Below are 19,461 nucleotides of genomic sequence, written 5' to 3' on the forward strand. Positions count from 1 at the left end.
CCCAGACACTACGCTTGGTCATGCACTGACGACTTTCGCGATGATTGTGTTTCTACTACTAAGGTCGTCTGGAGTGCGGGCTAGAGCAGACTAAAGTGCAATGCGTTACATCTAATCTGTGCTGAGGATAAAAATAATGAACGACAGCATTTACCTCTCGATTCAAAACAGCCCGCTTTTCAAGGAGCTGGTTTCGAAGAGAGAACGTTTCGCCTGGATACTCTCGGCGATCATGCTCGGGCTTTACGCCGCCTTCATCTTTCTAATTGCTTATGGGCCGCATGTACTCGGGGCGAAAATAAGTCCTGGTTCATCGATCACGTGGGGAATCCCCATCGGTGTAGGGCTGATTCTTTCAGCGTTTGTACTGACCGCGATCTACGTTCACCGCGCTAATGGTGAATTTGACGACCTCAACAAGGCAATTCTCAAGGAGGCTCAGCAATGATCCGGCGTCTACTAGCGGCCCTTGGCCTGGCAGTATTCGCACCGAGCCTGTGGGCGGCCGAGGCCCTCACTGGAGCTGTGCAAAAACAACCCTTAAACGTATCGGCGATCGTCATGTTCGTCCTGTTCGTGGGTATCACCCTTTGCATTACTTATTGGGCTTCCAAGCGCACTAAGTCGGCAGCGGACTACTACGCAGCGGGCGGCAAAATCACCGGTTTGCAAAACGGCTTGGCCATCGCGGGCGACTACATGTCGGCGGCGTCCTTCCTGGGTATTTCCGCGCTGGTGTACGCCTCTGGCTATGACGGCTTGATCTACTCGATTGGCTTCCTGGTGGGTTGGCCGATCATTCTGTTCTTGATCGCCGAGCGCCTGCGTAACTTGGGCAAATACACGTTTGCTGACGTAGCGTCCTATCGCCTCAAGCAAAAAGAAATCCGCACCCTGTCCGCCTGCGGTTCGCTGGTGGTCGTTGCGTTCTACTTGATCGCGCAGATGGTTGGCGCCGGCAAGCTGATCCAGTTGCTGTTCGGACTTGACTACTATGTCGCGGTGATCCTGGTCGGAATTCTGATGTGCATGTACGTACTCTTTGGCGGCATGTTGGCCACCACGTGGGTACAGATCATCAAGGCCGTTCTGCTACTGTCTGGCGCGACATTCATGGCGATCATGGTCATGAAACACGTCAACTTCGACTTCAACACCCTGTTCTCCGAGGCAATCAAAGTTCACCCTAAAGGTGAAGCGATCATGAGCCCAGGTGGGCTCGTGAAAGATCCGGTCTCGGCGATTTCGTTGGGCCTGGCGTTGATGTTTGGTACTGCGGGCCTGCCCCATATCCTGATGCGCTTCTTCACCGTAGGCGACGCTAAAGAAGCGCGTAAATCGGTGCTCTACGCAACGGGTTTCATCGGCTACTTCTACATCTTGACCTTCATCATCGGCTTCGGCGCGATCCTGCTGGTCAGTACCAATCCAACCTTTAAAGACGCTGCAGGCGCTCTGTTGGGCGGTAACAACATGGCCGCGATCCACTTGGCCGATGCGGTCGGTGGCAGTCTGTTCCTGGGCTTCATCTCGGCAGTGGCGTTCGCCACCATCCTGGCAGTGGTTGCGGGTCTGACCCTGGCCGGTGCGTCGGCAGTGTCCCATGACCTGTATGCCAGCGTGATCAAAGAAGGCAAGGCCAACGAGAAGGATGAGATTCGAGTTTCGAAGATCACCACTATCGTATTGGCAGTCGTAGCGATTGGCCTGGGTATTCTCTTCGAAAACCAGAACATCGCGTTTATGGTTGGCTTGGCATTCTCCATCGCGGCAAGCTGTAACTTCCCGGTACTGCTGCTCTCCATGTACTGGAAGAACCTGACCACCCGTGGCGCCATGATCGGCGGCTGGATGGGCTTGATTACAGCGGTTGGCCTAATGATCCTCGGCCCTACCATCTGGGTGCAGATCCTGCACCACGCTACGCCGGTCTTCCCGTATGAATACCCGGCGCTGTTCTCTATCGCCATATCTTTCGCCGGTATCTGGTTCTTCTCGGTGACTGATAAATCGAAAGCGGCAGAGGGCGAACGTGCCTTGTTCTTCCCGCAGTTCGTACGTTCCCAGACAGGTCTGGGGGCTACCGGTGCGGTGTCTCACTAACACGCTTTAAAGCAGCAACGAAAAAAGCAGCCCGAGGGCTGCTTTTTTTTACTTCGTTTTTTATCTGGATTTTGACTCCACAGGCACTAAATCCTGCCGAGCAAGACCAATATCAATAAGATGACCAAGACCGTACCGATGATGCCCGAAGGACCATAACCCCAGCTTCTGGAGTGTGGAAATACTGGTAGACCGCCAACGAGCAGGAGGATCAGGATGATGATAAGAATAGTGCCGATGCCCATGATGAGTTCCTTCTTTTCTTGATGGATGGCTTCTACAGATCGCACGCTACCCGCCCAAGGCGTAAACGTGTACTGCGTGAATATTCCGACCCTTGGCGTTTTAAAAAAGTCCGTAACTTTTTAAGTAAAAATTTAGAAGAGTGTGAAATATGGTTTATCGCTTGGCGGCCGACGCGGTAATGGTCTTACACCTTTTGTTCATCGCTTTTGTGGTAACGGGTGGCGTGCTGATCATTCGTTGGCGCTGGTTGATGGCATTACACGTCCCGGCCGTCGTGTGGGGTGCGGTAGTGGAATTCTTTCACCTGTATTGCCCCCTTACTCCACTTGAAAACGCGTTACGGTTGCGGGCCGGTGAGCAGGGCTATAACGGCGACTTCATCGAGCATTACTTGATTGCGCTGATATATCCAGCAGGCCTCACGCCGCAGTTACAGCTAGGGTTGGGCGCTATCGTAGTGGTGATAAATGCGGCGGTGTATGTTTGGGTTTTATGTGCCTACCGGTCTCGGCACAAAGCCTTATAACCTGCGGGTTTGCCCTTGGCATTCAGCATTCTGATGGTAGGGCGCGGCAGCGAAGTCCTTCGCTACACTGCGGCTCATCTTCCCCAGAACAACAAGGCAGTCCCTTATGCAAAATCGCATGATGATCACCGGTGCCGGGTCGGGCCTGGGTCGTGAAATCGCGCTGCGCTGGGCCCGCGAAGGCTGGCAATTGGCGTTGTCGGATGTCAGCGAACCCGGCCTGCAGGAAACCCTGAAATTAGTGCGCGAGGCAGGCGGTGACGGGTTTGTACAGCGCTGTGACGTTCGCGATTACAGCCAACTTACGGCTTTTGCCCAAGCGTGTGAAAAGAAACTCGGTGGCATCGACATCATCGTCAATAACGCCGGTGTAGCATCCGGTGGGTTCTTCGCCGAGTTGTCGTTGGAAGATTGGGACTGGCAGATTGCGATCAACCTGATGGGAGTGGTCAAAGGCTGCAAAGCATTCTTGCCGCTGCTGGAGTCGAGTAAAGGCAAAATTATTAACATCGCGTCAATGGCGGCGTTAATGCAGGGCCCTGCCATGAGCAACTACAACGTAGCCAAAGCCGGTGTAGTAGCGTTGTCGGAAAGTTTGCTGATTGAGTTGCGGCATCAGGATGTGAGTGTGCATGTGGTGTGCCCGTCGTTTTTCCAGACCAACTTGCTTGATTCTTTTCGGGGCCCGACACCGGCGATGAAAGCCCAAGTGGGCAAGTTGCTGGAAAGCTCTCCGATCAGCGCCAGCGATATCGCGGACTACATCTTCAAACAAGTCGCCAAAGGCGAATTCATGATTTTGCCCCACGAACAAGGGCGCATGGCATGGCAATTGAAGCAGAAAACCCCGCAGCTGATGTACGACGAAATGGCCTCGATGTCGGACAAAATGCGGGCGAAGTTGTAATCGGAAATTGGCACGGAGAACGGACGGTTGGTTGGAATTCGGTCCGACAACAACTCGAAATCGTGCATTCCTTGCTCTACCGCGCCCATCTCGCTAGGGTTACCGCCACTCACCCCAGCGAGATTGCGCCGTGCTCAATTACCTTTGGTTTTTCCTCGCAGCATTGTTCGAGATTGCTGGCTGTTATGCGTTCTGGGCGTGGTTACGGTTGGGCAAAAGCGTTCTATGGGTGATTCCGGCGCTAGTCAGCTTGACGCTGTTTGCCTTGCTACTGACGCGGGTCGAAGCGACGTATGCCGGTCGGGCCTACGCCGCGTATGGCGGAATCTACATCGTAGCGTCGATTGGTTGGCTGGGATTAATCGAGCGAGTTCGGCCGTTGACATCCGATTGGCTGGGCGCGGCGTTGTGTGTGATCGGCGCCAGCGTCATCCTGTTTGGCCCTCGACTCTCACAATCCTAGGCGACTAGACCCGGCAGCACAGACGGACTTTTCCCTTATCTTTAGCCAAAAACAGGGCAAATCCGTAGGAACCGTCTGGCGCCATCGAAGGGCGTTACTGATTTGCTTTCGACGGATTGAAGAGGGTGATCCGGCAGGGCAATCTTCTCTCTTTGTAACAAAGAGAGCGGGCAAAATGCTTGTATTAACACGAGAGGTTGGCGAGACCTTTTCCATTGGCAACAACATCACCGTGCAGATTCTGGCGGTGAACGGCAATCAAGTTCGACTCGGAATCACTGCACCCAAGGACGTGAAGGTCAATCGAATGGAGGTGCACTACCGCATCTCCCGACGGCTGGCGGCGGAGAAAGCATCATTGCCACCCACCCCTTGAGCTCAGTCGAGCCACTCTTTGGGTACGTCGCGCTTGAGCATCAATTGGCACTGCTCGCTTTCCGGTTCGAAGACGATCACCGCCTGGCCTTTGCCCAGTGCGTGGCGCACCCTGAGTACTCTGGTTTCGAGCGGCGTCTCGTCGCCATTGTCGGTGCCGTCACGGGTGACGAAGTCCTCGATCAAGCGAGTGAGGGTGTCGGCTTCAAGTTGGTCGTAGGGGATCAGCATGGTTTTCTCACATGAATTCCAGGCGATGCTAGCGCGCTTGGTGTCGACAGGCTACAGCCCATGAGGACCTTTCAGTTAAGACGGCGCGCCGATTTCACGCCGTCCGATGCCTTATGTCTCTTCTGTCCGCTGTCCGACCAGGCTTTCCACGGCCGGTACGCGGGTATCGGATTCCATCTGCGCATCGTGTTCTATCTGATGGCTGAAGCGCTCCAGAGAGCTTTTCGCCGGTTGCGCGTCGCTGGCAAATACCGGTGGGCTGAGGATGTAAGCCCCCAACAATCGGCTCAATGCACTGAGGCTGTCGATGTGCGTGCGCTCATAGCCGTGGGTTGCATCGCAGCCAAAAGCGAGAAGGGCGGTGCGGATGTCATGCCCGGCCGTGACCGCTGAATGAGCGTCGCTGAAGTAATAGCGGAACACGTCACGACGAATCGGCAGTTCATTTTCGAGGCCCAGTTGCAGCAAGTGCCGGGACAAGTGGTAATCGTAGGGGCCGCCGGAATCCTGCATGGCCACGCTGACCGCGTGTTCCTTGGAATGCTGGCCGGGTGCGACGGGAGCGATGTCGATACCGACGAATTCACTCACGTCCCAGGGCAACACCCCCGCTGCGCCGGTGCCGATTTCTTCAGTAATGGTGAACAGGGGATGGCAATCAATAAGGGGTTCGGCGCCGCTGTCGACGATCGCCTTCAAGGCCGTCAACAAGGCCGCGACGCCGGCTTTGTCATCCAGATGACGGGCACTGATGTGGCCGCTTTCGGTGAACTCCGGCAGCGGGTCGAAGGCCACGAAATCCCCAATATTGACGCCTAGAGACTCGCAATCGGCGCGGGTCGCACTGTAAGCATCCAGGCGTAATTCGACATGGTCCCAACTGATCGGCATCTCATCCACCGCAGTGTTGAAGGCGTGTCCGGACGCCATCAACGGCAAGACACTGCCGCGAATAACCCCGGTGTCAGTGAATACGCTGACGCGACTGCCTTCGGCAAAACGGCTGGACCAGCAGCCAATCGCCGCCAGCGAAAGACGTCCATTGTCTTGCACCGCCCGGACCGTGGCACCGATGGTGTCCAAGTGCGCAGAGACTGCACGGTCCGGGCTGTTTTGCTTACCCTTTAATGTGGCGCGAATCGTCCCGCGCCGGGTCAATTCGAATGGAATACCCAGTTCTTCAAGGCGCTCGGCGATGTAACGCACTATGGTGTCGGTGAATCCCGTGGGGCTGGGAATCGCGAGCATTTCCAGCAGGACTTTCTGCAGGTACTTCAGATCCGGTTCGGGGATGTTTGCAGGTGTCATGTGGTGGCTCCTAATACGGGACGACGTTGACGCGGCAAAATTGGCCAGATATTTGTGGTCTTGAAGGTCAGCTGTGCGCGGGCAAGCTGTGGGGGAACAACAGGTCTACAAAGCGTTCGGCGGTGGGTTGGGGTTCATGGTTGGCAAGTCCTACACGCTCGTTGGCTTCGATGAATACATACTCCGGTTGGTCGGCGGCAGGCACCATCAGGTCCAGGCCTACCACCGGAATGTCTAGGGCCCTGGCAGCGCGTATCGACGCGTCGGCTAGCACTGGGTGCAAAATTGCAGTGACGTCTTCTAAACAGCCGCCGGTGTGCAGGTTGGCGGTGCGCCGAACCGCCAGGCGTTCATTAGCTGGTAATACGCTGGCGTAGTCGTACCCGGCATCATGCAATGTGCGCTCGGTTTCTTCGTCCAGCGGGATCCTGCTTTCGCCGCCTGTGGCTGCCGAGCGGCGTCTACTTTGGGCGTCAATCAATGCGCCAATGGTGTGAGTGCCATCACCCACCACTTCAGCCGGGCGACGAATCGCAGCGGCGACCACTTCAAAACCTATCACCACCACGCGTAGGTCCAAGCCATGGTGATAGCTTTCAAGCAGCACCCGCGTGTCGAACGCCTGAGCACGTTCGATGGCGGCATGAACCTCCTCAATCGTGCACAAATCCACCGCAACGCCATGGCCTTGCTCGCCGTCCAAAGGCTTGACCACAATGTGTTTGTGCGCTTCAAGAAAGGCCAGATTGTTGTCCGTTTCACCGGCCAACTGTTGCGCCGGTAGACGTAAGCCCGCAGCCTTAAGCGCCCTGTGGGTCAGGCTTTTGTCCTGACATAAAGTCATGCTTACTGCCGTAGTCAGGTCGCTTAACGATTCGCGGCAGCGCACACGGCGCCCGCCATGGCTGAGGGTAAACATACCCGCGTCGGCGTCATCAACCTGCACGTCGATACCGCGTTTATGCGCCTCTTCGACAATGATCCGGGCATAGGGATTGAAGTTCGCCTGCGGGCCAGGCCCGAGAAACAAACGTTCATTGATGCCATTTTTGCGTTTGATGGCAAAGGTCGGCAGGTTGCGAAAACCGAGTTTGGCGTAGAGGTTTTTTGCCTGTTGATTGTCGTGCAGCACCGAGAGGTCCAGGTAGCTCAATCCTCGGCTCATGAAATGCTCAATCAAATGCCGCACCAGTACTTCACCCACTCCAGGCCGCGTGCACTGCGGATCGACTGCCAGACACCACAAACTGCTGCCATTCTCGGGGTCGTTGAAGGCTTTCTGGTGGTTAAGGCCCATGATGCTGCCGATGATCGCGTGGTTGCTCTCGTCCTCTGCCAGCCAATACACCGGCCCGCCTTGGTGGCGCGGCGTCAGTAGGGCCGGATCAATCGGCAACATTCCACGGGTCAGGTACAAATGGTTAATCGATTTCCAATCGGCCTCGTTTTGCGCGCGACGGATGCGATAGCCACGAAACACTTTTTGCGCCGGGCGGTAGTCAGTGAAACACAAGCGCAAGGTGTCAGACGGATCGAGAAACAGCTGTTGAGGCGCCTGCGCCAAGACTTGCTGCGGCGCCGCCACGTACAGCGCGATGTCGCGTTCGCCGGGTTTTTCGTTGAGCAGCTCGTGGGCCAGCGCCGCTGGGTCGCGGTAAGTGTGGCCGATCAGCAACCGGCCCCAGCCGCAATGCAATGCCAGCGGCTCGGCATCGAGGTCGCTGCCATCTTCGGCGAGTTGCGCTTGCAAGCGTTCATAGGACGGCGATTGACCGCGCAACAGCCGGTGGCTAAACACGGAGGCGTTATGTTTCATCGGTCAAAGTCCTTGTTCGCTGAGCCACAGGTTCAGCGCCGCGAGTTGCCACAGCTTGGAGCCGCGCAGTGGGGTCAGTTGACCGGCAGGATCAGTCAGCAGACTGTCGAGCATGTCGGGCCTGAACAAGCCGCGATCCTGGCTCGGGTCGAGAAGCAACTCACGCACCCATTTCAGCGTGTCACCTTGCAGATGCTTTAATCCCGGAACTGGGAAATAACCCTTTTTACGGTCGATCACTTCTGCCGGAATGACCAACCGAGCGGCTTCTTTCAGCACCTGTTTACCGCCGTTGGGCAGTTTAAACTTGCCCGGCACCCGGGCTGACAACTCGACCAGACGGTAATCCAGAAACGGCGTGCGTGCTTCCAGTCCCCAGGCCATGGTCATGTTGTCGACGCGCTTCACCGGGTCATCGACCAGCATCACTGTGCTGTCCAGCCGCAGCGCTTTATCCACAGCAGCGTCGGCCCCCGGTTGGGCGAAATGCTCGCGAACGAAGTCGCCCGCAGCGTCGTGGGCGGTCAGCCATTTGGGCTGCACGGTGGCGGCGTATTCGTCGTAAGTGCGGTCAAAAAACGCCCCTCGATAGGCCGCATACGGATCGCTTGCGCCGTCCACTTGCGGGTACCAGTGGTAACCGGCAAACAATTCATCTGCACCTTGGCCGCTTTGCACCACCTTGCAGTACTTGGCGACTTCCCGTGACAGCAAGTAAAAGGCAATGCAATCGTGACTGACCATCGGCTCGCTCATGGCGCGGAACGCCGCTGGCAACTGTTCGATGATCTCGTTTTCGTTGATTCGCAACTGATGGTGTTGAGTGCCGTAGTGCTTGGCGATCAGGTCCGAATACTGGAATTCATCGCCCCGTTCGCCGCCCGCGTCCTGAAAGCCGATGGAGAATGTCGATAAATTCTCTACGCCCACTTCACGCAGCAGACCGACCAATAAGCTTGAATCGACACCGCCCGAAAGCAAGACACCGACATCTACTGCCGCTCGCTGCCGAATCGCTACCGCCTCACGGGTGCTGTCCAGAACCCGGTCGCGCCAATCGTTCAAGGTCAAGTTGGCTTCATCAGCATGTGGTCCATAGGGCAGGCGCCACCAAACTTTTTGCTCCGATTTACCGCGGGCATCAATGCGCATCCAGGTGGCGGGCGGTAGTTTTTCAACGCCAGCCAACAGCGTGCGCGGCGAGGGTACAACCGAGTGGAAATTCAAATAATGATTCAGGGCGACCGGGTCCAGCAGTGAGCTGATGTCTGCGCCTTTGAGCAGCGCGGGCAAAGTGGAGGCGAAACGCAAACGCTTGTCGGTGTGCGACATATAAAGCGGTTTGACGCCCAAGCGGTCGCGGGCGATGAACAACTCCTCGGTGTCACGTTCCCAGATGGCGAAGGCGAACATGCCGTTCAGCTTGGGCAGCATGTCGGCGCCCCACGCGTGGTAGCCCTTGAGCAGTACTTCGGTGTCGCCACCGGAATAAAACGTATAGCCGAGGATTTCCAGCTCAGTACGCAATTCCGGGAAGTTATAAATAGCGCCATTGAATGCCAGCGACAGGCCCAGAGAATGATCAACCATCGGCTGAGCAGACGCGTCCGACAGGTCCATGATTTTCAGCCGACGATGACCAAGGGCAATGGGCCCCTGACAATAAAAGCCCCAGGCGTCGGGTCCGCGAGGGGCCAATTGATGGGTAATCCGCTCAACCGCAGCGAGGTCTGCTGGTTGATGGTCGAAACGTAGCTCACCTGCTAATCCGCACATAAGTCCTTACCGGGTGTCCGTTGGGGAGGGCAGACGATCAGTCGCCTACACCAGAAACTGACCCGTGAGGTTTGCGAATGTTTTAGATCGATCAGTTATAAACCCCGGGGGCAGCTGTAAGAGATGCAAGCTAAAAGCTACATGCTGCAAGCAGTCGAGCTTGTCGCTTGCAGCTGCCCTCTTGTAGCTGCGGCTGTTAATACCCCGTCATCTCCAGATACCCAATCCCGGCCTGGTTTCCGCTTACCGTCACCGGACCTTCCCAATAGGGAATGCGCAGGTCCATCCAGGCGTTTGGATTCAGCGCAGTGGTGACGATATCGAGCTGTTTGCTCGGGATCTTGACTGACCAACGGGTGGGTATTTTATGGTCGGCGACGTCGCTGGTGGACAAGGGTGTGAGTTGGATTTGCGAACCGTTGAGCAATTGGGTCTTGCCGTCGGTGTCGATCCAGGTGCCGGTGAGGTAAGCCTCGCCGCTCTTCTGCCGCATGCGGTACAGCATTAGTTGAGCGCCGCTTTCCAGGTGCACGGAAAACCAGTCCCAGCCGGTTTGATTGGCGGTCAATGGTTGACTGCTCCACTCCCGATCGAGCCAGGCGGGACCGCTGACGTGGTAGGTTTTGCCGTCGATGTCGAGGCTGCCAGAGGCCTGTAAAAACGGTTGGCTGTAGTAATACGACGCTTGGCCTTGTTCGGATTTTTGACTGAAGCCCTGCGCGCCTTGCAGCACCAGCGGCTGGCTTGAGGTGAGGTGCAGTTGATAGTTAAAAGACGGCCCTCGGGCATGCAGTTGCATGTCGGTCAGCGGGTTGTCGCGGGTCGATTGGCTGTCGAACGTCCAATCGTCGATCCACGCCTTGAATGGCGCGCCGCTGACCCCGGCTTGCCCGACCCCACCACGGGCATAACGCTCGGCGGCGTAATGCTGGTTGGCTGAGGTGACGGCGGCGTGGCCCATCCAGATCGTTTGATCGGCCCAGCCCGGTTGCTCAGGCCCTGCTTTTAGCGCACTGCGAAACAGCGTCCATTGCACGCCGAAATCCTGGCCTTGGTCATCCTTGAGGTTGGCAGTGACGTACCACCATTCGATGCGAAAACCGTCATGCGGGCCGTGGTCCTCGGGAAAGCTGAAGACTTTGCCGGGCACCACTTGAGCAAACGCCGCCGCGTCGTTGCCCAGCCCGGCAAAGCCGTTGGCCGGGGTTTTGTCATCGTCATCGCAGGCGCCCAACAACAGGACACTTAATGCCAGCAGCAGCCAGTTAATTCTCATTGGCGAACGTCCTTAACAGATCCGCCGGGCGGCTGCGGTACAGCTTGATCAGGGGCCAGGTCGAGGCCAGCAAGGTGGCCAACAACGCCAACGCCATCAATTGCATTAACTGTGCAGGGAATATCTGCAACGGCAGGCGCCAGCCGAAGGCTTGCACATTGATTACCGCGTCCAGACACCAGGCCAACAGCAACCCCAACGGCAGCGCGAGTACCAGCGTTAGCACCGCCAGCAACCAGGTTTGTCCGAGGTTGAGCAGCATCAATTGCCTTCGCGTCACGCCCAGCGCCCATAACGGTGCAAGTTGGCCGAGACGACTTTGGCTCTGGGTCAGCAAACTAATGAACAGCGCGACACCGGCCACACCCAAGGTCAGGCTGTTCAGCGCGGCGGTGGCGGCAAAGGTGCGTTCGAACACTTGCGTCGACCAACCCTTGAGCTGGCTTTGGTCGATGATGCGGTTGTCATCCAGCTTGAATCGAGACTGAAGGTCATGCACCAGTGACGGTACCGCTGCCGGGGCGATGCGCAGGTTGAATCGGTTGGGTGACAGTTGCGGCCAGTAACGCAGCAAGTGTTGAGCGTTGACCAACAAATGGCCCTTGGGATTGCCGTAGTCGGCGTAGATCGCGACGACGCGGGGCGTCCATTGGCCTAGGGGTGTCGGAATCGTCAGGTGATCACCGACGTTAACGCTTAATCGTCGCGCCAGTTGTTCGCTGAGCATCAGCGTGTCGTCGTGAACCAGTTGATCCCAGGGATCGCTCGATACCGATTGCAGCAACGGCCAGTGCTGGCGATAGGTGGGGTGATCGATCACGCCGAACAGATCTGCTGGCCAGCCCTGCAACTGAACCGAGACTTGCCAGTTAGGCAGCACGGCAGTGACTGACGGTTGTTGGCTGAGCCAGGTTTGTATGTCCCGTGCCTGGGCCGGGTTTTCCGGATTGAGGTACAGCTCGGCGGTCAGGCGTTGCTCCAGCCAGTTAGTGAAGGTCTGGCGGAACCCCGAGGTCATGCTGCCAGCGCCGATATTTGCCGCCAGCGCCAGCAACAAGGCCATCAACGCCAGGCTCAAGGCGGGCAATTGTTGGCGGCAATCGGCGAGAAACCATTGACCGAGCACCGAACGGCTACGGCCCAATAACCCATTGAGCAGGGCGTTGAGCAACACAGGCAACCCCAGCGCCGCGCCTAATAATAAGGTGCCCATTAGCACAAAGCCGCTGGTCAGGCTGTCGCCCAACAGCAGAGCGAACATTGCCACCAGCAGCGCCAGCGCCGCGACCCAAGCTTGCCGACGCAGCCAACGACTATGCGCCTGATGCCAGGCTTGCGCGTTGGCCAACGCCAACAACGGCATACGTGCGGCTCGCAACAAACTGTTGGCCCCTGCCAGTAGCGCACCGAGCAGGCTCAAACCAACGCCGCTGGCCCACCACCATGGGCTCAAACTCAGCTGCCCGGCCACTTCTGCGCCGTATAAACCCCTCAAGCTGGCGGCGACATCGGGCAGCAAGACGCTGGCGAGCACGTAACCGCTGATGACCCCGGCGAGGCCGCCGAGCACGGCCAGGCCACCCAGTTCGACAGCCAGGCTGATGATCAACAACCGGGCGCTGACCCCGCACGCTCGCAGGGTTCGCAACAGGCCCCGGCGTTGTTCAAGGGCCAAACCGATGGCGGCGTGGACGATGAACAACCCCACCACGAACGATAGGAACCCCAAGGCATCGAGGTTCAGGTGAAAGCTTTCGGTTAGCCGCGTCAGATTGTTTTCTTCGCCACTGGTTTTCAGCACCAATTGGCCGATTACGTTGGCCGGTAACACTGGCTTGCTGTCGGCAAATACCTTGGGTAATAGAAGCCGGGAAAGTTGTTGCGGCGCGTTCAACAAGTGTTGGGCGAAACCGATGTCCACCAACAACAAACCGGGGGCCATGTCGGCCTGACTGTGCAGCGGCGGCAATGCGCGGCCGCTGTCGGTCAGCGGCGTATCACCCTCATGAAAACCCAGTGCCTGCAAAGTCTGCGGAGCAATCCAGGTGCTGCCCGGCGCGCTGAAAAATCCAACCATCTGTTCAATGTCCAAGGCTTTGCCAGCCACCGCCGCGCCACCGGGCAGTGACAGCGGTTCGATGCCCATCAATTGCAGACGTTGGTCTTCGTGGCCTTTGAGCGTCACCCGCGCTTGCAAGACCGGCGAAACCGGCCAACCCGCGCGGCGTAGGTTGACGAACAGAGCTTGAGAAAAGCTTGCACCATTGGGCGCGCTAAGGCTGGCCTGGGGCTCACCGCCGATCAATTGGCTAGCGCGAGCGTAGCTCTCCCGTGCCTGACTGTTCAGCGCTAGCACGCCGGTGAGCAAACTGGTCGCCAGCCACAGCCCGGTGAGCACGCTGAAAAACTGCACCGGATGTCGTCGCCAATGACTCAGTAGCGCTCGCAGTGTCCAATAAAAAACCGACATTTCAGCGTTCGCCTGCAGCGGCCAAACGCCCGCCATGCAGGACTACTTTAGTTGCTAGACGAGCTGCGATGCGCGTTGAGTGGGTCACCATCAGCAGACTGGTAGGGCTGTCGCGGAGCAGGTCAAGGAGCAATTGAAGAACTTCATCGCTAGTGGCTTCGTCGAGGTTGCCGGTGGGTTCATCGGCCAACAACAAACCGGGGCGCGAGGCGAGCGCGCGACCCAGGGCGACGCGTTGTTGCTGCCCGCCCGAGAGTTGTTCCGGGTAGCGCTTGAGCAATTCGCCGAGCCCCAAGCGCTCGATCAATTGGGCTTGCCAGATGGGATCGAAACGCCCGGCCAGGCGTGCTTGAAACGCCAGGTTGTCTTCAACCTTGAGGCTGCTGATCAGGTTGAATTGTTGAAACACCAGACCAATTTCGGTGCGCCGCCACCGGGCAAGTTGGGTTTCATTCATTTGATCCAGCCGATGCCCGCCGATACGGATGACGCCCCGATCAACGTTGTCCAGCCCGGCGATCAGGTGCAACAAGGTGCTTTTGCCGCTGCCTGATTCGCCCATCAATGCCAGGCTGCTGCCGTGTTCAAGATTTAGATCCACCCCCTGCAACACCGCCAATGGACCTTGCGGTGTTGCGTAACTTTTGAACACGTCCTGCACGTGCAGCATGAAGGTTCGCCTGAGCAATGGGGTGGGGGAGAGGATAGCTGGTGTTGCTGGGTAAAGGGCCGTTGTTTTTTCTGAAGTCAGTGGGTCCGCGGTCGTTGCGCAAGGTTGCGATAAAGCCAAAACGCTCGTTTGCGTTCAGCATTTTCTGGACCGCTTCGCGCCTCACGCTTTACCTCGTATCAACCCCCTCAACGCAAAACGATTCGGGTGGCAGGCTTCGGCGACGCTGCGTGGCAGTGGCAACGGTTCGTTATCCAGCCAGGCGGCGAGCAGTTCGCCAGACAATGGCGCGGTGATCAATCCCCGTGAACCGTGGCCGCTGTTGACGTACAAACCGGCAAGCCATGGGCATTCGATATCCGGTACTTGGCGGGCGTCTTTACCCAATACAGCGTAGGCCTCGACGAACGCGTTTTTGTCTACCAACGGACCGACGATGGGCAAGTAGTCCGGGCTGGTGCAGCGGAACCCGGCGAAGCCGAGCAAGTCCTCGGGCGGTAACGTATCCGCGCCGAGGCGTTTCACCAGGTCAACAGAGATCTCCTGTAGCAGTTGGAGGTTGTCTAAATGGTCGGCAGTGGTGGGCGTCAGGTCATTGCTCTTGAAATTGAAACTGGCGCCCAGTGTGTGTTCGCCTGAACGGCCGGGCGCAATGTAGCCTTCAGCACAAACCACGGTACTCAGCGCCGCGCTGGCCGGGGTTTCAGTCAGTCGGGTGATTTGTCCTCGAATGCGTTTGAGCGGCAGTTCGGCGCTGGCTGCAAAGCGTTTGACCTCAGCAGCCCCGGCCAACACCACCACCGGTGCCTGTTCCAGCATTTGCTCGCCGGCCCACGCTTGCCATTGTTCGCCGTCGCGGCGTAGCTCCAGCACATCGTGGTGGGTCAGCAATTGAATGTTCGGGTGCCACGCCTGGAATCGACACAGCGCTGGCGGATTGACCCAGCCACCTTCGGGGAAAAACAAACCGCCGCACGCCAGTGTGATACCGGCCTTTGCCTGGGCCGCCGGTAGGTCCAGCAGTTGCAACAGTTCGGCAGGAAACGCCTGGGCCAACTGCGCTTGACGCTCGGCTTCCTTGTCGTTGAACCCCAGTTGCAAAACGCCGCAGGCGTCCCAATCGAGGCCGCGTTGCAGGCGCTCCAGCAGCCGCCGCGTATGGCCGAAACCGCTGACGATCAACTGCGACAACGCGGTGCCATGGGCCGACAGTTTCAAATACAACACGCCCTGCGGATTACCCGAGGCTTCCTGCGCGACGTCGTTGTGACGCTCCAGCAAACTCACTTGCCACCCCCGTGCCGCGAGGCTGGCGGCTGTCGCGCATCCGGCCAGGCCCGCACCAATAACCAGTGCTTTACGTTGCCCGGTAAATGGCGCAGGTCGGGCGAACCAAGGCTTGACCTGCGATGGTTTAACCGTTTCTGGCGGCGAGCCTACAAATATCCCGCGTAGCACTTCCCACTTATGGCCGATTCCCGGTGTACGTTTCATCTTGAATCCGGCTGCGTTCAACGCGCGCCGAACCCAGCCGGTGCTGGTAAAGGTGCTGATGGTTGCGTCAGGTGCCGAGAGTCGGGCCAGCTCAGAGAACAGTTCCGCGGTCCACATCTCTGGATTTTTTGCCGGGGCAAAACCGTCGAGAAACCATGCGTCGATCTGCCCGTCCAGTTGCGGCAGCATTTCCAGCACGTCACCGATCAACAGGGTCAAGGTCACTCGCCCGCCGTCGAACACAAACCGCTGAAAACCCTCGTGTACAGCCACGTACTGAGTCATGAGTTGATCGGCAAGAATCGTCAGCTCTGGCCACAAGCCGAGGGCGCGTTGCAAGTCGCTTTGGGTCAGGGGGAATTTTTCAACGCTGACAAAGTGCAATCGCGCAGTGGCCGGTGCGCATTGGGCAAACAACTGCCAGGCACATAAAAAATTTAAGCCGGTGCCAAAGCCGGTTTCACCAATCACCAGCTGCGCCCCCGCCGCCAACGCTGTAAAGCGCTGCGCAAGGTTGTTCTGTTTCAGGAAGACGTGACGGGTTTCATTAAGGCCCGATTGCGTCGAGAAATAGACATCCGAAAACGCCGGAGAATGGGGGTTGCCCTGTTCGTCCCATTCGATCTGGGCGTGGCGGGTGAGGGTCATGGCGGACTCGGCTGAGGTCAGAAGCGCGACATATTAACGTAATCGCCGTGCGGGCCAAGGCGTGCGAAGGGTGCGGTGAAGGAAATCGTGTTTCCGTTGACCCATCGCAAGGATTGGCTGTCTTAACCGACATTGGTTCACTCGATCCGTTAGTCTTGGGCGATATTGAAAGAGGAATATGTGGATGTTCGAATCTGCCGAAATCGGTCACGCCATTGACAAAGAAACCTACGACGCCGAAGTGCCCGCGTTGCGCGAAGCATTGCTGGACGTGCAGTACGAACTGCAACAGCAGGCGCGTTTTCCAGTGATCGTCTTGATCAACGGCATTGAGGGCGCAGGCAAGGGCGAAACGATGAAGCTCCTCAGCGAGTGGATGGACCCTCGGCTGATCGAGGTGCGCACCTTCGATCAGCAGACTGACGAGGAATTGGCTCACCCACCGGCTTGGCGCTATTGGCGGCAATTGCCTGCCAAAGGCCGCATGGGGATTTTTTTCGGCAATTGGTACAGCCAGATGATTCAAGGCCGGGTTCACGGTGAGTTTAAAGATGCCAAGCTTGATCAGGCGATTAATAGCGCTGAACGGCTGGAAAAAATGCTCGTCGACGAAGGGGCGTTAATCTTCAAATTCTGGTTTCACCTGTCCAAGAAGCAGATGAAGGCTCGGCTCAAGGCGCTTGAGGATGACCCACTGCACAGCTGGCGCATCAGCCCACTGGATTGGCAGCAATCGAAAACCTACGACAAATTCGTTCGTTATGGTGAACGCGTACTGCGCCGGACCAGTCGGGATTACGCGCCTTGGTATGTGATCGAGGGCGTTGACCCGCATTACCGCAGCCTGACCACCGGGCGTTTATTGCTTCAAGGCATGCAGGCCGCGTTGGCTAACGGGAAAGCCAAACCGATGCCGACACCCCTGGAGCCCCAAGCCCCAACCGTCGACGAACTGAGCCTGCTGACCAGTCTCGACATGACCCAACACCTGGAAAAGGACGATTACGAAGAACAGTTGATCACCGAGCAGGCGCGGTTTTCAGGGAACATGCGCGACAAACGCATGCGCCAACACGCGTTGGTGGCAGTCTTTGAAGGTAACGACGCTGCGGGGAAGGGCGGTGCGATTCGACGGGTTGCGGCGGCGCTGGACCCGCGTCAATACGCGATTATCCCGATTGCCGCACCCACAGAAGACGAACGCGCGCAGCCCTACCTGTGGAGGTTTTGGCGGCAAATTCCGGCGCGGGGCAAGTTCACAGTGTTTGATCGTTCCTGGTATGGCCGAGTACTGGTGGAGCGCGTCGAAGGTTTTTGCAGCCCTGCGGACTGGATGCGTGCCTACAGCGAGATCAATGATTTCGAAGAGCAACTCACCGAAGCGGGTATCGTGGTGGTGAAGTTTTGGCTGGCCATCGATGAAAAAACCCAGTTGGAACGCTTTGAGGCGCGAGAGAAAATCCCGTTCAAACGCTTCAAGATTACCGACGACGATTGGCGCAACCGCAAAAAATGGCCTGAATATCGCGCGGCGGTGAATGACATGGTCGACCGTACCAGCACTGAAATTGCTCCGTGGACTTTGGTTGAAGCCAACGACAAGCACTGGGCGCGGGTCAAAGTGCTGCGCACGATCAACGAAGCACTAGAAGCGGCCTTCGCCAAGGATAAGAAGTCCAAGTGAGCAGATGATTTTCCATACAGCCAATGAATGATCATCGCGGACCGCACTGACCTGGACTTATGCTCAAGGAAGTTTTAGCAACCTTCCTCGCCCCCCCCAATAAGAACGGAGATATGCCATGCGTGAAGTGGTGATTGTCGACAGCGTGCGCACTGGCCTGGCCAAGTCGTTTCGCGGCAAGTTCAACCAAACCCGGCCCGATGACATGGCGGCCCATTGCGTGAATGCGCTGCTGACGCGAAATGGTCTGGACCCGGCGCTGGTGGAAGATTGCATCGTTGGCGCGGGCTCCAATGAAGGCGCTCAGGGCTACAACATCGGGCGTAACGTGGCGGTGCTGTCAAAGTTGGGCATTAACGTGCCCGGCATGACCCTCAATCGTTATTGCTCATCGGGCTTGCAGGCGATTGCGATCGCGGCCAACCAAATTGCCTCGGGGTGCAGCGATGTCATCGTCGCGGGCGGCGTTGAGTCCATCAGCCTGACGATGAAAAGCGTCAACATGGACAACCTGATCAATCCGTTGCTGAAAGAGCAAGTGCCGGGCATTTACTTCCCCATGGGCCAAACCGCTGAAATCGTCGCGCGGCGCTACAACGTCAGCCGTGAGCAGCAAGACCTTTACGCTTTGCAGAGCCAGCAACGAACGGCGGCGGCTCAGGTTGCCGGACGGTTTGATGACGAAATCGTGCCGATGAAAGTGACCTACCGCGTCGAAGATAAGGCCACAGGCGCCAGCAGCTTGGTAGAAGGCATCGTTGATCGCGACGATTGCAACCGCCCGGACACCACGTTAGAAAGCCTGTCTAGCCTCAAGCCGGTATTTGCTGAGGACGGTTCGGTAACCGCCGGAAATTCGTCGCAACTGTCTGACGGCGCGTCGATGACCCTGATCATGAGCCTGGAGAAAGCACTGGAACTGGGTCTGAAACCCCTGGCGTTTTTCAGGGGTTTCACCGTGGCCGGGTGTGAACCGGATGAAATGGGCATCGGCCCGGTGTATTCGGTGCCCAAACTTTTGAAAGCCAAGGGCCTGCAAATCGCCGACATCGACCTTTGGGAACTCAACGAAGCGTTTGCCTCGCAATGCTTGTACGCCCGTGACCGGTTGGGCATCGACAACGAAAAGTACAACCTCAGCGGCGGCTCCATCTCCATCGGCCACCCCTTCGGCATGACCGGCTCCCGCCAGGTCGGCCACTTGGTCCGCGAACTGCAACGCCGCAACCTGCGCTATGGCATCGTCACCATGTGCGTCGGCGGCGGGATGGGCGCTACGGGGTTGTTTGAGGCGGTGAAGTAAACCGGTATGGCCTTTTCTCGATATGAATTCGTGCCCATTTATGGGGAAGCGAATGACGTGATCGCCCTCGTTGTGAATGACACACATTCTGAACTGCGCCCCAAATGTTGGACACCCATCCAACTACCGGGGTGTTTTTCATGGGTAAATATTCAACGCAGTTCA

17 protein-coding genes are annotated in these 19,461 nt (G+C 57.5%); 8 read left to right on the forward strand and 9 right to left on the reverse strand.

Going from position 1 to position 19,461, the window contains the following annotated elements:
- Positions 1-136: 136 nt before the first annotated feature.
- Both QN378_RS21920 and QN378_RS21925 read left to right on the forward strand, forming a co-directional pair.
- The gene (locus QN378_RS21920; RefSeq protein WP_322204733.1) at positions 137-448 is read left to right on the forward strand and encodes a DUF485 domain-containing protein; all 312 of its coding nucleotides are present in this window, start codon (positions 137-139) and stop codon (positions 446-448) included.
- Positions 445-2,103 carry a cation acetate symporter gene (locus QN378_RS21925; protein WP_322204732.1) on the forward strand — a complete coding sequence of 553 codons (1,659 nt, stop codon included), beginning with the start codon at positions 445-447 and terminating at the stop codon, positions 2,101-2,103. Before QN378_RS21920 ends, QN378_RS21925 begins: the two co-directional genes overlap by 4 nt.
- A gap of 86 nt (positions 2,104-2,189) precedes the next feature.
- Here QN378_RS21925 and QN378_RS21930 read toward each other — a convergent pair whose 3' ends face one another.
- A complete protein-coding gene (locus tag QN378_RS21930) occupies positions 2,190-2,348 on the reverse strand; it encodes a DUF3309 family protein (protein ID WP_322168252.1) in 159 nt (52 codons plus the stop codon).
- A 149-nt stretch (positions 2,349-2,497) separates the two neighbouring features.
- On the opposite strand from QN378_RS21930, the gene QN378_RS21935 reads away from it, so the two are divergent.
- From QN378_RS21935 to csrA, 4 genes are all read left to right on the forward strand, one after another.
- Positions 2,498-2,875 (forward strand): DUF2784 domain-containing protein, encoded by a 378-nt coding sequence (locus QN378_RS21935; protein WP_322204731.1) that lies wholly within the window; start codon positions 2,498-2,500, stop codon positions 2,873-2,875.
- 106 nt (positions 2,876-2,981) lie between these two features.
- Positions 2,982-3,782: an SDR family oxidoreductase gene (locus tag QN378_RS21940; RefSeq protein WP_322204730.1), complete on the forward strand. Its 801-nt coding sequence runs from the start codon at positions 2,982-2,984 to the stop codon at positions 3,780-3,782.
- Between the two features lie 130 nt (positions 3,783-3,912).
- On the forward strand, positions 3,913-4,245 hold the full coding sequence (locus QN378_RS21945; RefSeq protein ID WP_322204729.1) for a YnfA family protein: 333 nt from the start codon (positions 3,913-3,915) through the stop codon (positions 4,243-4,245).
- A 175-nt stretch (positions 4,246-4,420) separates the two neighbouring features.
- Positions 4,421-4,621 (forward strand): carbon storage regulator CsrA, encoded by a 201-nt coding sequence (gene csrA / locus QN378_RS21950; RefSeq protein WP_322204728.1) that lies wholly within the window; start codon positions 4,421-4,423, stop codon positions 4,619-4,621.
- A 2-nt stretch (positions 4,622-4,623) separates the two neighbouring features.
- Here the strand turns inward: csrA and QN378_RS21955 are convergent, their stop codons facing one another.
- The 8 genes from QN378_RS21955 to mnmC form a co-directional block, all read right to left on the reverse strand.
- A complete protein-coding gene (locus QN378_RS21955; RefSeq protein ID WP_297844929.1) occupies positions 4,624-4,851 on the reverse strand; it encodes a YheU family protein in 228 nt (75 codons plus the stop codon).
- Between the two features lie 111 nt (positions 4,852-4,962).
- Positions 4,963-6,159 carry an osmoprotectant NAGGN system M42 family peptidase gene (locus QN378_RS21960; protein WP_323550592.1) on the reverse strand — a complete coding sequence of 399 codons (1,197 nt, stop codon included), beginning with the start codon at positions 6,157-6,159 and terminating at the stop codon, positions 4,963-4,965.
- A gap of 67 nt (positions 6,160-6,226) precedes the next feature.
- Positions 6,227-7,975: an N-acetylglutaminylglutamine synthetase gene (ngg, locus tag QN378_RS21965; RefSeq protein ID WP_322204726.1), complete on the reverse strand. Its 1,749-nt coding sequence runs from the start codon at positions 7,973-7,975 to the stop codon at positions 6,227-6,229.
- A gap of 3 nt (positions 7,976-7,978) precedes the next feature.
- Positions 7,979-9,751: an N-acetylglutaminylglutamine amidotransferase gene (locus tag QN378_RS21970; RefSeq protein ID WP_322204725.1), complete on the reverse strand. Its 1,773-nt coding sequence runs from the start codon at positions 9,749-9,751 to the stop codon at positions 7,979-7,981.
- A gap of 196 nt (positions 9,752-9,947) precedes the next feature.
- Positions 9,948-11,027 (reverse strand): lipocalin-like domain-containing protein, encoded by a 1,080-nt coding sequence (locus QN378_RS21975; protein WP_323550591.1) that lies wholly within the window; start codon positions 11,025-11,027, stop codon positions 9,948-9,950.
- Positions 11,017-13,497 carry an ABC transporter permease gene (locus QN378_RS21980; protein WP_322204723.1) on the reverse strand — a complete coding sequence of 827 codons (2,481 nt, stop codon included), beginning with the start codon at positions 13,495-13,497 and terminating at the stop codon, positions 11,017-11,019. The genes QN378_RS21975 and QN378_RS21980 overlap by 11 nt, the downstream gene beginning before the upstream one ends.
- A 1-nt stretch (position 13,498) precedes the next feature.
- Positions 13,499-14,167, reverse strand: coding sequence for an ABC transporter ATP-binding protein (locus QN378_RS21985; protein ID WP_323550590.1), 669 nt, complete (start codon positions 14,165-14,167; stop codon positions 13,499-13,501).
- A gap of 162 nt (positions 14,168-14,329) precedes the next feature.
- On the reverse strand, positions 14,330-16,309 hold the full coding sequence (gene mnmC / locus QN378_RS21990; protein ID WP_323550589.1) for a bifunctional tRNA (5-methylaminomethyl-2-thiouridine)(34)-methyltransferase MnmD/FAD-dependent 5-carboxymethylaminomethyl-2-thiouridine(34) oxidoreductase MnmC: 1,980 nt from the start codon (positions 16,307-16,309) through the stop codon (positions 14,330-14,332).
- Between the two features lie 184 nt (positions 16,310-16,493).
- Here mnmC and pap point away from each other — a divergent pair, with 184 nt between their 5' ends.
- A complete protein-coding gene (gene pap, locus QN378_RS21995; RefSeq protein WP_322204720.1) occupies positions 16,494-17,993 on the forward strand; it encodes a polyphosphate:AMP phosphotransferase in 1,500 nt (499 codons plus the stop codon).
- A 118-nt stretch (positions 17,994-18,111) separates the two neighbouring features.
- Positions 18,112-19,296 (forward strand): thiolase family protein, encoded by a 1,185-nt coding sequence (locus QN378_RS22000; RefSeq protein WP_322204719.1) that lies wholly within the window; start codon positions 18,112-18,114, stop codon positions 19,294-19,296.
- Positions 19,297-19,461: the final 165 nt, after the last annotated feature.

The organism is Pseudomonas sp. 10S5 (assembly GCF_035019745.1).
Classification (GTDB): Bacteria; Pseudomonadota; Gammaproteobacteria; order Pseudomonadales; family Pseudomonadaceae; genus Aquipseudomonas.

What these genes read in the sequence shown, in the direction of transcription:
- QN378_RS21920 (WP_322204733.1), top strand. Translation starts at nt 137, where the DNA reads ATGAACGACAGCATTTACCTCTCGATTCAAAACAGCCCGCTTTTCAAG.
- QN378_RS21925 (WP_322204732.1), top strand. Translation starts at nt 445, where the DNA reads ATGATCCGGCGTCTACTAGCGGCCCTTGGCCTGGCAGTATTCGCACCG.
- QN378_RS21930 (WP_322168252.1), bottom strand. Translation starts at nt 2,348, where the DNA reads ATGGGCATCGGCACTATTCTTATCATCATCCTGATCCTCCTGCTCGTT.
- QN378_RS21935 (WP_322204731.1), top strand. Translation starts at nt 2,498, where the DNA reads ATGGTTTATCGCTTGGCGGCCGACGCGGTAATGGTCTTACACCTTTTG.
- QN378_RS21940 (WP_322204730.1), top strand. Translation starts at nt 2,982, where the DNA reads ATGCAAAATCGCATGATGATCACCGGTGCCGGGTCGGGCCTGGGTCGT.
- csrA (WP_322204728.1), top strand. Translation starts at nt 4,421, where the DNA reads ATGCTTGTATTAACACGAGAGGTTGGCGAGACCTTTTCCATTGGCAAC.
- QN378_RS21955 (WP_297844929.1), bottom strand. Translation starts at nt 4,851, where the DNA reads ATGCTGATCCCCTACGACCAACTTGAAGCCGACACCCTCACTCGCTTG.
- QN378_RS21960 (WP_323550592.1), bottom strand. Translation starts at nt 6,159, where the DNA reads ATGACACCTGCAAACATCCCCGAACCGGATCTGAAGTACCTGCAGAAA.
- ngg (WP_322204726.1), bottom strand. Translation starts at nt 7,975, where the DNA reads ATGAAACATAACGCCTCCGTGTTTAGCCACCGGCTGTTGCGCGGTCAA.
- QN378_RS21970 (WP_322204725.1), bottom strand. Translation starts at nt 9,751, where the DNA reads ATGTGCGGATTAGCAGGTGAGCTACGTTTCGACCATCAACCAGCAGAC.
- QN378_RS21975 (WP_323550591.1), bottom strand. Translation starts at nt 11,027, where the DNA reads ATGAGAATTAACTGGCTGCTGCTGGCATTAAGTGTCCTGTTGTTGGGC.
- QN378_RS21980 (WP_322204723.1), bottom strand. Translation starts at nt 13,497, where the DNA reads ATGTCGGTTTTTTATTGGACACTGCGAGCGCTACTGAGTCATTGGCGA.
- QN378_RS21985 (WP_323550590.1), bottom strand. Translation starts at nt 14,167, where the DNA reads ATGCTGCACGTGCAGGACGTGTTCAAAAGTTACGCAACACCGCAAGGT.
- mnmC (WP_323550589.1), bottom strand. Translation starts at nt 16,309, where the DNA reads ATGACCCTCACCCGCCACGCCCAGATCGAATGGGACGAACAGGGCAAC.
- pap (WP_322204720.1), top strand. Translation starts at nt 16,494, where the DNA reads ATGTTCGAATCTGCCGAAATCGGTCACGCCATTGACAAAGAAACCTAC.
- QN378_RS22000 (WP_322204719.1), top strand. Translation starts at nt 18,112, where the DNA reads ATGCGTGAAGTGGTGATTGTCGACAGCGTGCGCACTGGCCTGGCCAAG.